Annotated in this window: 13 protein-coding genes; 4 read left to right on the forward strand and 9 right to left on the reverse strand. The window is 55.5% G+C overall.

Annotated elements, in window-relative coordinates; genetic code table 11:
- Nucleotides 1-404: 404 nt before the first annotated feature.
- The 8 genes from ACR0FB_RS19635 to ACR0FB_RS19670 form a co-directional block, all read right to left on the reverse strand.
- Nucleotides 405-1,160 (reverse strand): ABC transporter ATP-binding protein, encoded by a 756-nt coding sequence (locus ACR0FB_RS19635; RefSeq protein WP_171634599.1) that lies wholly within the window; start codon nucleotides 1,158-1,160, stop codon nucleotides 405-407.
- A 9-nt stretch (nucleotides 1,161-1,169) separates the two neighbouring features.
- On the reverse strand, nucleotides 1,170-1,925 hold the full coding sequence (locus ACR0FB_RS19640; protein WP_152459074.1) for an ABC transporter ATP-binding protein: 756 nt from the start codon (nucleotides 1,923-1,925) through the stop codon (nucleotides 1,170-1,172).
- 10 nt (nucleotides 1,926-1,935) lie between these two features.
- Nucleotides 1,936-3,141, reverse strand: a complete 1,206-nt coding sequence (locus tag ACR0FB_RS19645; protein ID WP_171118889.1) for a branched-chain amino acid ABC transporter permease — start codon at nucleotides 3,139-3,141, stop codon at nucleotides 1,936-1,938.
- A 3-nt stretch (nucleotides 3,142-3,144) separates the two neighbouring features.
- A complete protein-coding gene (locus ACR0FB_RS19650; protein ID WP_171118891.1) occupies nucleotides 3,145-4,176 on the reverse strand; it encodes a branched-chain amino acid ABC transporter permease in 1,032 nt (343 codons plus the stop codon).
- 106 nt (nucleotides 4,177-4,282) lie between these two features.
- Nucleotides 4,283-5,629 (reverse strand): substrate-binding protein, encoded by a 1,347-nt coding sequence (locus tag ACR0FB_RS19655; RefSeq protein ID WP_171634601.1) that lies wholly within the window; start codon nucleotides 5,627-5,629, stop codon nucleotides 4,283-4,285.
- Nucleotides 5,630-6,198: 569 nt separating this feature from the next.
- Nucleotides 6,199-7,185 carry a zinc-dependent alcohol dehydrogenase family protein gene (locus ACR0FB_RS19660; protein ID WP_480621646.1) on the reverse strand — a complete coding sequence of 329 codons (987 nt, stop codon included), beginning with the start codon at nucleotides 7,183-7,185 and terminating at the stop codon, nucleotides 6,199-6,201.
- Between the two features lie 273 nt (nucleotides 7,186-7,458).
- Nucleotides 7,459-9,252, reverse strand: a complete 1,794-nt coding sequence (locus ACR0FB_RS19665) for a PHA/PHB synthase family protein (RefSeq protein ID WP_480621645.1) — start codon at nucleotides 9,250-9,252, stop codon at nucleotides 7,459-7,461.
- Nucleotides 9,253-9,438: 186 nt separating this feature from the next.
- Entirely contained in the window at nucleotides 9,439-9,816 is a 378-nt protein-coding gene (locus ACR0FB_RS19670; RefSeq protein ID WP_480621644.1) for a SnoaL-like domain-containing protein, read from the reverse strand.
- Between the two features lie 597 nt (nucleotides 9,817-10,413).
- On the opposite strand from ACR0FB_RS19670, the gene ACR0FB_RS19675 reads away from it, so the two are divergent.
- Complete coding sequence (locus ACR0FB_RS19675) at nucleotides 10,414-10,599, forward strand: hypothetical protein (RefSeq protein WP_171634610.1); 186 nt, start codon at nucleotides 10,414-10,416, stop codon at nucleotides 10,597-10,599.
- A 239-nt stretch (nucleotides 10,600-10,838) separates the two neighbouring features.
- Here the strand turns inward: ACR0FB_RS19675 and ACR0FB_RS19680 are convergent, their stop codons facing one another.
- Nucleotides 10,839-11,948 (reverse strand): hypothetical protein, encoded by a 1,110-nt coding sequence (locus ACR0FB_RS19680; RefSeq protein WP_480621643.1) that lies wholly within the window; start codon nucleotides 11,946-11,948, stop codon nucleotides 10,839-10,841.
- A gap of 210 nt (nucleotides 11,949-12,158) precedes the next feature.
- Here ACR0FB_RS19680 and ACR0FB_RS19685 point away from each other — a divergent pair, with 210 nt between their 5' ends.
- Genes ACR0FB_RS19685 through ACR0FB_RS19695 form a run of 3 tightly spaced genes read left to right on the forward strand, consistent with a single transcriptional unit; the run spans nucleotide 12,159 to nucleotide 14,820 of the window.
- Nucleotides 12,159-12,794 (forward strand): PepSY domain-containing protein, encoded by a 636-nt coding sequence (locus tag ACR0FB_RS19685; RefSeq protein ID WP_480621642.1) that lies wholly within the window; start codon nucleotides 12,159-12,161, stop codon nucleotides 12,792-12,794.
- A 38-nt stretch (nucleotides 12,795-12,832) separates the two neighbouring features.
- Nucleotides 12,833-13,492, forward strand: a complete 660-nt coding sequence (locus ACR0FB_RS19690; RefSeq protein ID WP_171634612.1) for a response regulator transcription factor — start codon at nucleotides 12,833-12,835, stop codon at nucleotides 13,490-13,492.
- A complete protein-coding gene (locus ACR0FB_RS19695; protein ID WP_171634614.1) occupies nucleotides 13,492-14,820 on the forward strand; it encodes a sensor histidine kinase in 1,329 nt (442 codons plus the stop codon). Before ACR0FB_RS19690 ends, ACR0FB_RS19695 begins: the two co-directional genes overlap by 1 nt.
- Nucleotides 14,821-14,917: the final 97 nt, after the last annotated feature.

Genomic DNA, 14,917 nt, shown 5'->3' on the forward strand with positions numbered 1-14,917 from the left:
ACACGATCAAACGGTTGCCCGAAATGATTTGGGGAAGGTTCGGCTTGCAGGCCCCTGCGGCGAAGGCACTGGCAGCCCAGGGGCAGAGCCTGACTTTCTTATCCATTGCACAACGACCTGGAACACCGCGGCGCAATCTTCTGGTCGGCGCAGTGGCGGATGTCGCGAAGCATTGCAAACTTGCCCCTCGTCCTTTGGGGCGCGTTGCATGAGGCGCGCATTCAGCGCAGGCCCGACAGAACCTAATGCCGCAAACCCGCATTCGGGTTTGAGCCGACGATCATCATTTTTTGGGGTGAAACACCTTTGATCGCGCGAATGGGCAGTATCTGCCCTGAACGCGGGTCATGGTGAGCCACGAACTGGTGATACCCATCGGGTCTGTTTGCCAATCAGAACAACGCTCAGATCGCCAGATACTCCTCACGAAGACTGGTGTCCTCAAGCACTTCTTTTGCCGTTCCGTCGAACACGATGGTACCGGTGTCAAGAATGATCGCGCGGTCCGCCAACTCCAAAGCGCGCACGGCGTTCTGTTCAACGATGATCGTGGTCATACCCTGCTGCTTGACATGTATGAGGGTTTTTTCGATTTCGTCGACGATAACAGGCGCCAAACCTTCATACGGCTCATCCAAAAGCAGTACCTTGATGTCCCTGGCAAGCGCTCTGGCGATTGACAGCATCTGCTGTTCGCCACCTGACAATGTAATCCCTTCCTGCTTCCTGCGCTCACCGAGACGCGGAAACAGCTCGTAAAGCCGTTCAAGGGACCATCCGATCGGAGGAGCAATCTGTGCAAGTTGCAGATTTTCTTCGACTGTCAAGCCGGGAATAATGCGCCTGTCTTCCGGTACAAGGCCAAGGCCAGCCGCTGCTGCTTCATAGCTTGTCATGTTGTGCAGCGGTTTGTGGTCCAACCAGATTTCGCCATGTCTTACTTCGGGTTCTGCGACCCTTGCAATCGAGCGCAGTGTCGAGGTTTTGCCCGCACCGTTTCGCCCAAGAAGAGCAAGAATCTCGCCTTCATGCACATTGAAGCTGACACCCTGCACGATATAGCTTTCTCCGTAATAGGAGTGCATATCCCAAACGGAAAGAAACGCAGGGGCGGTGCTGGCCAGATTGGCGTTTTTCGAAAAGTCAGGTTTCTCGTTCATAGCTTTTCCTTACGCAGCCTCGCCCAGATAGGCTTCGCGAACCTTTGGGTTTCCGCGGATGTTTTCAGGAGTATCTTCAACCAGGGGTGTCCCCTGGGCCAGAACAGTGATGCGTTCGGCAAGGCTGAAGACAACATGCATGTCATGCTCGATGATCGCGATGGTGATGTCGCGTTCTTCCTTGATCTGTTTCAGCAGGTCGATCGTGTTGTTGGTATCCGCCCTCGCCATCCCCGCCGTCGGTTCGTCCAGCAGCAACAGCCTCGGATTCTGGCTGAGGCACATGCCAATCTCGAGCCGGCGCTTGTCGCCGCGCGACAGCGAGGCCGCATGCATCTCACGCTTGTCGGCCATGTTCATCTCTTCCAGCATGGCTTCGGCCTGTTCAACAACAGCTTTTTCGTTGGCGATGGTCTCGTATGCATGCATCCGGAACGCGCCATCCCGCATGGCGAAGATCGGAATCAACATGTTCTCCATCACCGTCAATTCACCAAAAATCTCTGGTGTTTGAAACACGCGGCTTATGCCCATCTGGTTGATCTGGAAGGGTTCAAGCCCCAAGACCGATGCGTTGTCGAACAATACGGACCCGGTATCTGGCATGAGCTTGCCAACCAGACAATTCAGCAAGGTCGACTTGCCCGCACCATTGGGCCCGATGATTGCGTGAACCGAATTCTCCTCGACGCTGAGATTCACATCCGTGAGCGCCTTGAGGCCGCCGAAGCGCTTGCTGACGTCTTTGACTCTTAGAATTGCCATGGCTCGCCCCTTATTCCGCCGGTTCCGTTTTGCCCGACGTCGCGTCGTCGGATTTTGATTTCTTGCGCTTGAGCCGGTTCAGCAAACGCTGACCACCTTCGACAAGACCACCCGGCAAGTAGATAACGACAAGCATGAAAAGAATGCCCAGCGTCAGATGCCATCCCTTGCCGATGAACGGATGGATCAAGAAAACCACAGCGTCCTCCAGCCCGTCAGGCAGGAATGCAAACCAGCTGTGCAACACGTTGTCGTTGATCTTCGAGAAAATATTTTCGAAGTACTTGATGAAGCCTGCACCCAGCACCGGCCCGATCAGTGTGCCGGTGCCGCCCAGGATCGTCATCAGAACGACCTCGCCCGATGCGGTCCACTGCATGCGTTCGGCACCTGCTAGCGGGTCCATTGCGGCCATCAGCCCACCAGCCAGGCCGGCATACATGCCCGAGATGACAAAAGCTGCCAGCGTGTACGGTTTCGAGTTCAGGCCAGTGTAGTTCATCCGCTGCTGGTTTGATTTGACGGCCCGCAGCATCATCCCGAAAGGTGAACGAAAAATTCGGATGGACAGATAGAATACCACCATCATGATCACCGCACACAGATAGTATCCCGCGTTGAAATCAAAACTCCATGCGCCCACGTCCAGCGTGTAGGTTGCGCGCATCGGCAACCCGAACAGATGCGGCAGGTCCGGCGAGTTCGCCCCTTGCAGAATCTGTGGATCATCCGCGTAAACCTGCAATCCCGTTTCCCCGTTCGTCAAGTTGAACTTGGGGTTGGACAACACCGAGTAAGCCAACGCAAAGCTCATCTGGGCGAAGGCCAGCGTGAGGATCGAAAAATAGATGCCCGACCGGCGCAGGCTGACAAATCCGATCAGCAATGAGAATACCCCGGCGACCACAACGCTGAGTGCGATGGCCGGGATGATGTTGTAACTCAGCAGCTTAAACATCCATACGGCGGAATAGGATCCAACGCCCAGAAAGGCCGCGTGTCCGAATGACAGGTATCCGGTAAGGCCGAACAGGATGTTGAAGCCGATGGCAAAGATGCCGAAAATCACAAAACGCTGCATCAGATCCGGATAGCCCGCGTTGAACTGCGCCATGGCGCTGCCTTCCGGGAACGGATTCAAGATGAAGGGTGCCAGCATCGTCAGGATGCCGACGATGATCAGCAGGCTGGTGTCTTTTTTGTTCAGTCCCAACATCGATTATTCCTCCATCACGCCTTTGCGTCCCATCAAACCGCGCGGGCGTGTGAGCAGCACAATAATGGCAACAAGGTAGATGATGATTTGGTTGATGCCCGGGATCGTCGTTGTGGCCCAGGTCGTAGAGGCGAAGCTTTCGAGAATGCCCAGCAGAAAGCCAGCCAGCACCGCGCCGGGAAGAGACCCCATGCCACCAACGACAACCACAACGAAGCTGAGGACCAGAAAATCCATCCCCATGTGATAGTTTGGTGGGTTGAGCGGCCCGTACATGACGCCCGCCAAACCGGCCACCGCGGCAGCGATACCGAACATGATCGTAAAACGCCGGTCGATATTGATCCCCAGCAAACCCACAGTTTCGCGATCCGCCATGCCGGCGCGCACAACCATGCCGAAGGTGGTGAATTGCAGGAATGAGAAGACGGCACCGATAATGGCAACCGCAAAGCCAAAATAGACCAGGCGCCAGATCGGGTAGATGATCGCGTTGGGATCAAACCCGATCATCGTGCCGAGGTCGATAGAGCCACTCAGCGCGTCGGGCGGCGGCGTCTGAATGGGGTTGGCACCGAAGAAGTACTTTACGATTTCCTGCAACACGATCGCCAGGCCGAACGTGACAAGGATCTGGTCCGCGTGGGGGCGCTTGTAGAAATGCTTGATAAGCCCGCGTTCCATCACATAGCCAACCGCCAGCATGATCGGGATCGCAAACAGGATGGCCAATGGAACGGACCAGTCGATAATCGTCGCCCCAAACTCCGGGCCGAACCACGCCTCGACATAGGGTGTTTCCACTTTCAGCGGGTTGCCAAGAAAGTCGGTTTGGCTCTCGTCGATGGTTACAAAGCTCAGGTTCATGAGCTTTTGCAAAGTGACGGCACAGAACGCACCGATCATGAACAGGGCCCCATGGGCAAAGTTCACAACGCCGAGCGTCCCAAAAATAAGCGTCAGCCCCAGCGCAATCAGCGCATAAGCCGACCCTTTGTCCAGACCGTTCAGAATTTGCAATAGGATGGCGTCCATTGGCCCACCTCAGGGTTGGTCAGTGTGAATTGAGTGGCACAACAGGATCAACCCTGCTGTAGATGTCTGGCCACCATTTTTGGCAGCCAGACTTTGATACGCGGTCTTATGCGCCCGGGTTACACTCACCCAGTGCGCCACCGGCGAACATCGGATGCTCCGGATCGTATTCGACCTGCGCGCGTGGGGTGATCTCGACGATCTCCAGCGTGTCATAGGCGTTGGTCGGGTTCATGTTGCCACGCACGACCAGCACGTCTTTGAAGCACTGGTGGTCATCGGCGCGGTACAGGGTCGGACCGTTACCCAGCCCGTCGAACTCGAAGCCTTCCAGGGCCTCGACGACGCCGCATGGGTTGAAGGTGCCGGCGCGTTCGCACGCATCCGCGTACAACAGAACCTGGGCATAGCAGGTCTGGGCCGAGTTGGACGGCGGCTTGCCGTATTTCTCGCCGAAGGATTTCACGAAGGCTTTTGTGCCTTCATCCTGCAACTGCCAGTTCCAGTTCATTGAACCCAGCACGCCCTTGATGTTCTCGCCCGCACCGGCGGCCATCAGCTCCGAATACAGCGGCACGACGATCTTGAAGTCCTTGCCGTTGGCAACTTTGTCGAGCAGGCCGAACTGAATCGCGTTGGTCAGCGAATTCACCATATTGCCGCCATAGTGGTTCAGAACCAGAACATCCGCGCCCGAGTTCAGAACCGGAGTGATGTAGGACGAGAAGTCTGTTGACGCGAGCGGCGTTTTGACGGTGTTGACCGTTTCCCATCCCAGGGCTTCGGTCGAGGCGACGATCGACTCTTCCTGGGTCCAGCCCCAGTTGTAGTCCGCCGTCAGGTGATAGGCGCGGCGGTCGTTGCCCATCTCGGCCGCCAGCACCGGCGCAAGCGCAGCGCCCGACATGTAGGCGTTGAAGAAATGGCGGAAACCATTGGCCTTCTTGTCCTTGCCGGTCGTGTCGTTGGCGTGGGTCAGACCCGCCATAAAGATCACACCCGCTTCTTGACACAGGCCCTGAACCGCAACGGCCACGCCCGAGGACGACCCGCCGTTGATCATGATCGCACCGTCTTTTTCGATCATCGACTTTGCGGACGCACGTGCGGCGTCTGACTTGGTCTGGGTGTCACCTGTGACAAACTCGACCTTCTTGCCGAGGATGCCATTGCCCTTCAGCGCCTTCGACGTGAAGGTGTTCAGGCAACCGCCGTCACCCTCTCCGTTCAGGTGTTCCACCGCCAGCTGTTGCGCCAGCAGCTCGTCATTGCCCTCTTCCGCATACGGCCCGGTCTGGGGAACATTGAAGCCCAGGGTCACGGACCCTCCGGTTGGTTCGTTGGTGTAAGCGGCCGCCGACGAAGCCGTGAAGATCGTAGGCAGGGCCAGACCGGTGCCTGCAACGGCACCAGACTTCAACACGCCGCGGCGTGTGACAGATTTATTGGTCATTAATTCCTCCCATTTCCCTTTCTCTCGTCGTCTGGCTCCTCTTCCAGCAGACGAAAGCGCACTTATGTGCATTTCAATAATGGAAAGGCGGTGGAAAATTTCACAACAAATTACTGGATTTGAAACAAAATTTTGTAAACGTCTTGACGAAAACCAAGATCGTTTGAAAAACTTTTTTGTTTGATTTAATTTAAATACACATTTTTCATATATTTAAATGTAAATATCAATGACACGGTTGTCAGGGATGACACCAATATTCGTTCTCTGCGGCACCAAAAGCCGATTTGCAATACAAAGCCAGCATTTTCAACACACTGAATGGAAACAAGCTCTTCGCTCATCTGACGGTCCAGTTTGATTGTTGGCGCATGATCGTCCACGAGTCCGCCGGTATGATCATATCCTGCACGCGTGGGCGACATCCCAGTACGCTGAGCGGTCTTTCGTGTTCCGGTGTTTCGTCCATTCCACGATCAGGATCCGTTTGCCTAAGGCACCACCCTAATTTCGGATGCTGACGTCCGCTGTGACTTGTCAAGCCGGTGCGGGGCGCGACAGACCATTGGTCAGGGAACCAAAACCGCTGCCCCTTGCAATCGTCCGGCGCTCAGATCCGCGAGGGCTGTGTTGGCGTCCTTCAGTGAATATCTTTGGGTCCGTGTCTGGATGCCAGCGGCTTGGGCCATTGCAAAAAACGCCTCACCATCCTGGCGCGTCAGGTTTGCGACAGACAGGATTTGGCGTTCCCCCCAAAGATCGCTGTAGGGAAAGGACGGAATGTCGCTCATGTGAATTCCGCCGCAAACCACGCGGCCGCCCTTGCGGACAGCTTGCAGCGCTTTGGGCACAAGGGCCCCGACAGGTGCGAATATGATTGCAGCATCCAGTTCCACCGGTGGTCGCTCGTCAGACCCACCAGACCAAACCGCACCAAGATCACGCGCAAACTCCTGTGCCTCGATATCGCCGGGCCGGGACAGCGCATATACATTCCGGCCCTGCCAGACGGCCAGTTGTGCAAGGATATGCGCGGCAGCTCCGAAGCCATAAAAGCCGATTTCCTTGGCATCCTGGGCCATTCGCAGACAGCGAAACCCGATAAGCCCGGCACATAACAACGGCGCCAGTGCAACCGGATCGGCAATCTCTGGCAGGGCAAAAACATACCGTGCATCCGCAAGGCAGGCTTCGGCAAATCCTCCGTTTCGCGTGTATCCCGTGAACACCGGCGCGTCACACAGGTTTTCCTGTGCGCGATGGCAATACGGACATTTCCCACATGTGGATCCAAGCCATGGCACACCCACGCGCTGACCGGCATCCAGCCCTGTAACGGCATCCCCCTTTCGCACGATCCGCCCAACGATTTCGTGGCCCGGAACCAGTGGAAGTTCAGGATGTTCGAGGTCACCATCGACGATGTGAAGATCCGTTCGGCAAACACCACAAGCCTCGATCTGGATCTCGATATCATGAGGGCCCGGCGTCGGAAGTTCGATGTCTTCCAGTCTCAGCGCGCGGCCGGCCTCGTTCAAAACCATTGCGCGTGTCATGGTCCAACTCTCCAGATACATCCGCCCGAAATCATCTGTGTATTGCCTCTTTTCGTTGCAAATTGCGGGCTTGGCCTTCGACTAACCCGCAAATGTGGCACAGGGTTTCGACGACCTGCACGATAACACACCTGCGCCGCAGCAAGGCTTGATCCATCGCAAAGTCCCAGATCCAACCGAGCGACCAAAATCTCAACTTCACCTGAAGGGCTTGCGCAGAGTGTCCAAAGGAGATCGACAGGGCACTGACGGGTCTGACCTTCGCCGCCGGTTTCAGGCCTGAAGAATGTAGCTGCCCGGCGCTTTGGGCAGGTTTTCAGCCCCCCTTCGCTTTCCGCCCATCGGCGGCGGCGCGGTTTCGCCCGATGAACGGTCTTTGATCCAATCCACCATCGCAGGCCACCAGGAACCTTGCTTTACTTCGGCCGACTCGAACCACTCATCCGGCGAGGTATACAGCGCGTCCGCCGGCCTGTGGCCCAACCGATAGTGGCGGAGCTTGTGCCCCGGCTTGCTCAGGATGCCGCCATTGTGACCACCGTTGGTCAGCACGAAGGTGAGGTCTCCGTCGGTAAACAGCCGAATTTTGTACACTGATCGCCACGGGGCAATATGGTCGGATTCCGTTCCGACCACAAACATGGGTACGCGTATATCCTTGAGCGCAACGACCCGACCTTCGACAGAAAAGCGCCCAGCGCTCAGCCGGTTTTCCAGGAACAGACCGCGCAAATATTCGGAATGCATTCGCGCCGGCATCCGGGTCGTGTCATTGTTCCAGACGGTCAGCTCCGTAGGCAGGTCGTCTTCACCCAGAAAATAGCGACGGACAGCCCGGGCATAGATCAGATCCTCGGCGCGGATTGTCGTAAAAGTTCGCGTCATCTGAGGGCGGTCAAGATAGCCCTGCAACCACATCAGGTCTTCTACAAAAGCGACCTGGCTGTCATCGATAAACAGCAAAAGCTCACCGGCTTCGGCAAAATCAACCTGCGCCGCCATCAGCGTAACGCTTGCAAGCCTGTCATCGCCATCGCGTTGCATCACCGCGGCAGCAACCGCCAGAAGTGTGCCGCCAAGGCAATACCCATTGGCGTGGATCTTTTGGCCCGGAACGATTTTCTCGATGGCCTCGATCGCGGCCATGACACCGTTCAGGCGATAATCCTCGAGGCTGAGATCAGCCTGATCAGCGGTGGGGTTGACCCAGGAAATCATGAACACGGTAAAGCCCTGCTCGACCAGATGCCGCACCATGGAGTTTTCCGGGGACAGATCGAGCACATAATATTTCATGATCCATGCAGGCACGAAAAGGATCGGTTCCGCCTGCACGCGCTTGGTGCTTGGTGTGTATTGAATCAGCTCGAACAGCGCGTTGCGATAAACAACCCTGCCGGGGGTCGCGGCAATGTCTTTACCGATTTCATAACCCTCAGGGGCAGGTTCGTGCTGTTGCGTTATGGTATGGGCAACATCCTCAAGAAAGTGAGCGGCGCCCTCTATCAAATTGCGACCGCCGGTCTGAAAGGTGCGATTGATGATTTCCGGGTTTGACCACGGGAAGTTCGAAGGAGAGACAAGATCAAGCGCCTGACGAACCTGAAATTGCCCGCGTTCGGCGTCGCGGGGGGCGATGCCGGGCATTTCGTCCGTTGCGGCCTGCCACCAATCCTGCGCGCTCAGAAAAGCCTGCTGCCATAGGGAAAATGGCGCCTGCTGCCAGCCGGGCGCATTGAAACGGTGATCCTGCTTACATGGCTGAAAAGGCGGAGTGGCCTTCGCGCCGGTCGCCATCTCGCTGGCATAGACCCAGAGTTTGGCCGCATCACGTGCCGCGCGTTCTGTCAGTTCAAGCTGGCGTCCGGGGGAACGACCCAGGTGCAGGGCCCAATCGATCCAGGTGGCCATTATCGAATGCGGGGAAACACCGGCGGTGGCACGGGCAAGGGCCGCGCGCGTTGCGCGGTCAAGTTTCTCATAGGGGTGTGGCGGGGCATTCTCGTCGGTATCTGCCGCACAAACCCCGACCTCGGCAGACAGCTTGTCAAGTGAGAGTTCGGTCATCTAGGTTCTCCGATCCGGGCAGAGTGCTAAAATGCTGCAAACCTAATTCCATCTGCCCACCAGGCCCCGGACCGACCAGTCAACCGCCCATTTTGATTGGACGTACTTGATTGCAGCGCCGGACCTGGCGAGGCTTCCTGAAATGGCAGCGAGCGCTTGGGAAGCCGTGTTGCCAGGTACCGTTCGCTATTTTGGCAACATAAAGAACTCTTCCAATACAATCTTGCCATCCTCAACTGAATAAATGGCAATTTCGCTAAGGTTCATTCGTTGTCCGGTGTCTTTCTGCACGACCTCGGCATTGAAACGCACCCCAAAGCGATTGGGCGGATGAACAAAAGGGCCATCTGCCGTAAGCGTTTGGATTTCATGCGTTTTCAGCCAATCTTCCCGCTTTGCCTTGATGGCGTCGCGACCCTTTGTAATCCGAAATTGCCGCACCGGAGGCACAACCGCCTCTATGGACTGAGCGTTTTCCGCGTATATCTCGTCAACACTTGCCAAGCCATTGCGATCACGCATCGCCTGAACAAATGTCCGCCCAATTTCGACCAGTCTTTCCATGCAAGACCTCCTGATACATTGGTGACTGTATCTCGGCGGCCCGCGTTCAACCTTGACAAAGATCAAAATGAGACGGCCCTGCAAAGATTGGCCACCGGACTTGCTTAGGAACAGGCAGAACAGCGCCTTGCGAATTTGGGCGCAGCAAGTCGCCGCCAGTCGTTGGGCGAGAGGAAACCAGTGGCGGACCGAGGAGTCTTCGAATTTATATCATAATTTTATGTTTTTATTAGATTTTTAATAATCTGAATCTAAGAGTACCACATAAAATACCGCAGCATCTCGAATAAACATGTCACCGCTGGCAAGGCGGTTTCCATGAATCCAGAACAACGGTACCAGCTAAGAAGCGCAATACCGATTAAAAACAACAGCATTATTTGAACCGTCCTGCTCAAATAATGCCACTGCTGGATGGGTTCGCCTGATTGGCGGGTTATTCCAAGCAGCAAGATTACCCCCAACCTTTTGTTCACACCGGGGCGACAACATTAACCGAACGTGAACAATGTATTCTCTGAGTGTTCAAAGTGTTTAGCTCATACTACTCCCCGCAGGGCTATCTTAAAAAGCCCGTCTTTGTCGAAGGGGAAAAGAATGATCAAGTCTGCCATTGGGGTTGAGCCTTGTGTTCCTGCAACTATGCAGTCCTCAAATGTCGCCGTTCACGGCGCGCGTTCCAACGCCGAAAATTCGAGCACCAATCGCTTCCCTCCTATCGAGAATGCACTAACTGACATCATTAACAACAAGCGACTGGATGAGACAAACAAGGACGCCTGAAACGACGATTACAAGCCATCACGCTTCCAGGTTACGGCGACCAAATCAGGATACTGCAAAGCCCGCTCCGTATCGGAGCGGGTCTATTATTGAGAAACCTCAATGCGTTCACGACGCTAAAAGCGTATCTCCATCCATCTAGTCAGATGGTGTCGACACGACGCCGGGCCGGCCATGCTCGTGGTAAAGACATGGTCGACCCGGCCACCATCGGCTTGCAGAATAACAAGCCAATACTGTTAGCCATCTAACCCAAGCAGTGATTTTACTGCCGCCTCAACCTCGTCTGTAACGGGCTTGTTTGCCGCGTTTTCCAGTGCTTCGCGTTCAGTCAGCCCTTGATCTTCAACGGCCTCAGTCAAGTCCTCGACCTCAGCAACCGCTTCTTCATATTCGACAGCATCCTGTTTCTCGGTTTCCAAACTTTCAGCCGTGTCGATGGCGTCCTGTAGATCGTTGTTTGCTTCCTCAAGCGCTGCCTCGATGTCTGGGTCGGTGCCACCAGCGTCTTCCAGCGCCTCTTCAAGTTCGGTCACACGATCCTGCTTTTCCTGAACATCAGTTTGTGCCGCTTCAAGATCCTGTTCGATTTCAGAAACAGAACGATCTGGCGGCGTCATCCCGTCCAGAAGATCCTGCTGCTCCTCCAGCGCCGCCCGCAGATCATCGCCAGCCAATACCGTTTCACGATAAGTAGCAATTCGGCCGACTCGTGAGTTGGGTGCAGCGTTCAGTAGGGCCGTCTCACTCGCATTTGCTGCGTTCAACGCGCCCAACTCTGACGGATGAGCCCCAAGTAACGAAGCCATTTTGTGTCCTGTCGGACGCTTTTCCGGGCGCACTGAACTGGTGACCGTAGGCGATGACGTGATTGTTCGCGCGGTTTTCGTTGCTTTGGATTTGGGTTTATTGGCCTTGGACTTCCTGCCACCAAATATCTCTTTCAAAGAGAATTTTTTCCCTTTTGAAGATTGGGGGCGCGATCCTGAAATTCCAGTTGCTTTGTTACTTGTCTTGCCAGTTGCAGACTTTCCTGCATTTTTGGATGCGCCCTTTCCTAAACCTTTGCCACTACTGTTTCCGGCTCCGTCATTTCCGCTACCATGGCCATTTCCGTTCCCACCGCCATTACCGCCGGAGTTTCCTCCGCCGTGACCGCCACCGTGACCGCCTCCGTTGCCGCCACCGTTGCCGCCGCTGTTTCCTCCGCCGTTGCCGCCGCCTTTTCCGTTGCCGCCTTTCGCGTAGGCAGAATCAGGAAAGGCGACCGCCCCAACGAGCGCGGCGGAACTCATCAGGGCGATGGCAACAGCTGAGGTTTTCAACAATCCGGTCATTGTGTTTTTCATGGCGTTTCTCGTTGTTCAATTTTGAGTTTCTGTCGTCAGCGCTATTTCAAACTTGATTCCGACAGGCCGTATGTCCTTGCCGGGTTCTTGTCCTAGTTTTTGTCATCTAACCCCATTGATGTTGAACCCACGGGAAACTGGTCGTTCATCAACGGTTCATGTAACCTTCGTTAGGTTGATCGGGCGTCAGCGCCGTAAAAAGTACCGAAGATGAAAAAGCTTTTGATCCTTGCCTGCCTTTTCGCGGTTCTCCAGCCCGGAGAAAGCGATGCGGCTGCCCGCGAACTGAAGCAGGCGGAGTTACGCAAGGCGACAAGTTCGGGACAAGCCATTCGGCTTAAAAAGGTTATCAAGGGTGTAGAGCGAGTTTTTGGCGGCACCCCAGTTAATGCGCGTGCCTTTCAGACAGATGAAGTCTATTATCGAATTCTGGTCAAAAAGCCGAATGGAAAGATAATCAGCGTTATCGTCAATGCAAAAACTGGTGTTGTTGTACCCAATCGGTCAAGTGTTGGGCGGCAGGTAACTGAAGCTGCCAAGACAGCGCCAGGCAATCCTGCTGCTGCATCGCAAGGGAAGTCGGCGAACAATGGCATCAATGGAAACCGTGGCGGCAACGGTAACAGCGGTGGTAACGGTGGCGGAAACTCCGGCGGTAACGGCGGGGGAAACAGCGGCGGCAACGGTGGCGGAAACTCCGGCGGTAATGGCGGTGGCAACGGTGGTGGAAACTCCGGCGGCAATGGCGGGGGAAACAGCGGCGGCAACGGTGGTGGAAACTCCGGCGGCAATGGCGGGGGAAACAGCGGCGGTAATGGCGGGGGAAACAGCGGCGGAAAAAGATGATGTTTAAACTTCGAGACACGCGCATATAGTGCTGGTGCATGAGAGTTTTGCTTGCAGAAGATGAACCGCACCTCTGCGATCAGATCAAAAAGCTGTTGAATGCCGAAGGTCGCGTAGTGGATGTGGTAAACAACGGTCTCGACGCGTTACATCTGGGCGCGACCGAACCGTACGACGTGATCATTCTGGATATCGGCCTGCCGGAACGGGACGGTATCTCGGTGCTGCGCGAGTGGCGTGGTTCGGGCGTGCAAACCCCGGTTCTGATACTTACCGCCCGCGATGGCTGGAGTGAGCGTGTCGACGGGCTTGATGCCGGTGCGGACGACTACATGACCAAACCGTTCCACATGCCAGAACTGGCGGCCCGGGTCCGCGCCATTTTGCGGCGGCAAAGTGGCCAGTTGAACCCGGTGATCGAGATGGGTAACGTCGTTCTGGATACGCGCAACGGGCGAGTGACGGTTGATGGCGTTCCGATCGATCTAACGGCTCAGGAAATCGCTGTGTTTACCTATCTGGCCCTCAATGCCGGGCGCATGATTTCAAGAACCGAGCTTTCTGAACATATCTATGAATACGACGGCGACCGGGATTCCAATACCATTGCAGTCTTCATAACCCGTCTGCGCAAAAAACTTGGCTCCGACTTGATTACAACGGTACGGGGCCGCGGATATATGATTGACTCTGCCTGATGTTGTCACTGCGTCAACGGGCATTGTTAGGAGGCTTTGCATCCGGAGCCGTGTCTGTTGGATTAGGTACACTTGCCGTCTTTTCTTACATCAACAACCGCGTATCAGATCGCTTCGACACTGCTTTGTTGGACCGCCACACACAGCTTGTAGTGGGATTGAGCGTCACCACCCAAAGCCCCGATTCACTCCGGGATCTGATGTTCGATCCGGCTTACAGTTCTCCATACTCTGGTAGATACTGGCAAGTTAGCAACGACGAAGGAGAAATCTTTACGTCTGCGTCACTGTTTGACGAAGTTATCGCCGAGCCTTCCGGCAACCCAGATACGCCAACGCTGTGGACTACGAATGGCCCCGAAGGTGAGGTCCTGCGCAGTGCCTTTCAAAAAATCACGTACGAAGACGGCTCTGTCTGGGGCGTAAGTGTCGCCGAAAGTCGGGTTCAACTTGCCGCCGAACGCCGTGCCGCACAACAAAGCCTATTGCCCGTATTTGCCCTTGTCGGTCTGATAGGGGTGGCCGGATCTCTTCTATTGATGACTATCATACTTGGGCCTTTAAGAAGATTGCGTTCCGATGTCGCGCATCGCTGGGATCAGGATGAAGATCTCAGACCAGCTGATTATCCGGAAGAGGTCGCTCCACTGGTTGAAGACCTGAACAAACTTCTGCGTCGGAATCGTGAGATCGTGTCAGGATCTCGCCGTCAGGCAGCCGACTTGGCCCACGCTTTGAAAACTCCTGCCACAATTTTGCGGAACGAACTGGAAACGCTTTCCGGTGCAGGAGTTGCAACGGGCACCGCGCGGGAGGCGTTGGACCGGATCGATGCTCAATTGAGCCGATCTCTCGCCAGATTGAGAGCCTTGCATACCGCGGACTTAACCCATTCGAGAACGGATTTGACAAACGCTATCGACAGGCTGGAACGGCTGTTTGCAACAATAGCGGATCGCGAAGGCAAATCTCTGCAGATCGTGCGTGACCCCGGTCTCTGGGTACGCATGGATGCACAAGATATTGAAGAGGTGTTGGGCAACTTGCTGGACAACGCAGTCAAGTGGTGCCGGAAAAGTGTACGCTTGACGGCCAAGCGCAACCCCGGTTGCATCGAAATCAGCATCGAAGACGACGGCCCCGGGATTCCGGAAGACGCCCGCCGCGATGCACTTCGGTCCGGCGGTCGTTTGGACACATCGGTCACCGGCAGCGGGCTAGGACTGACAATAGCAGTCGATTTGCTGAAAGCTTATGACACCCATCTGATTTTGGGCGCTTCCAGTACCCTCGGTGGTCTCGAATGTCGGGTCGAGATCTCGAGCTAGGGTCAGGACCCATTGATTTCAGCGGGGTTGCGTGTTTCACGGTTCGAAAAACGGGCGGTGAACATGTCTGATCTGTTTTCGCTGACCGACGCCCAGA

The sequence above is a fragment of the Ruegeria sp. P10 genome, assembly GCF_056534925.1.

Bases quoted from the DNA above. Each gene is read 5' to 3' on its own strand.
- ACR0FB_RS19635 (WP_171634599.1), bottom strand. From the start codon at position 1,160: ATGAACGAGAAACCTGACTTTTCGAAAAACGCCAATCTGGCCAGCACC.
- ACR0FB_RS19640 (WP_152459074.1), bottom strand. From the start codon at position 1,925: ATGGCAATTCTAAGAGTCAAAGACGTCAGCAAGCGCTTCGGCGGCCTC.
- ACR0FB_RS19645 (WP_171118889.1), bottom strand. From the start codon at position 3,141: ATGTTGGGACTGAACAAAAAAGACACCAGCCTGCTGATCATCGTCGGC.
- ACR0FB_RS19650 (WP_171118891.1), bottom strand. From the start codon at position 4,176: ATGGACGCCATCCTATTGCAAATTCTGAACGGTCTGGACAAAGGGTCG.
- ACR0FB_RS19655 (WP_171634601.1), bottom strand. From the start codon at position 5,629: ATGACCAATAAATCTGTCACACGCCGCGGCGTGTTGAAGTCTGGTGCC.
- ACR0FB_RS19660 (WP_480621646.1), bottom strand. From the start codon at position 7,185: ATGACACGCGCAATGGTTTTGAACGAGGCCGGCCGCGCGCTGAGACTG.
- ACR0FB_RS19665 (WP_480621645.1), bottom strand. From the start codon at position 9,252: ATGACCGAACTCTCACTTGACAAGCTGTCTGCCGAGGTCGGGGTTTGT.
- ACR0FB_RS19670 (WP_480621644.1), bottom strand. From the start codon at position 9,816: ATGGAAAGACTGGTCGAAATTGGGCGGACATTTGTTCAGGCGATGCGT.
- ACR0FB_RS19675 (WP_171634610.1), top strand. From the start codon at position 10,414: ATGATCAAGTCTGCCATTGGGGTTGAGCCTTGTGTTCCTGCAACTATG.
- ACR0FB_RS19680 (WP_480621643.1), bottom strand. From the start codon at position 11,948: ATGAAAAACACAATGACCGGATTGTTGAAAACCTCAGCTGTTGCCATC.
- ACR0FB_RS19685 (WP_480621642.1), top strand. From the start codon at position 12,159: ATGAAAAAGCTTTTGATCCTTGCCTGCCTTTTCGCGGTTCTCCAGCCC.
- ACR0FB_RS19690 (WP_171634612.1), top strand. From the start codon at position 12,833: ATGAGAGTTTTGCTTGCAGAAGATGAACCGCACCTCTGCGATCAGATC.
- ACR0FB_RS19695 (WP_171634614.1), top strand. From the start codon at position 13,492: ATGTTGTCACTGCGTCAACGGGCATTGTTAGGAGGCTTTGCATCCGGA.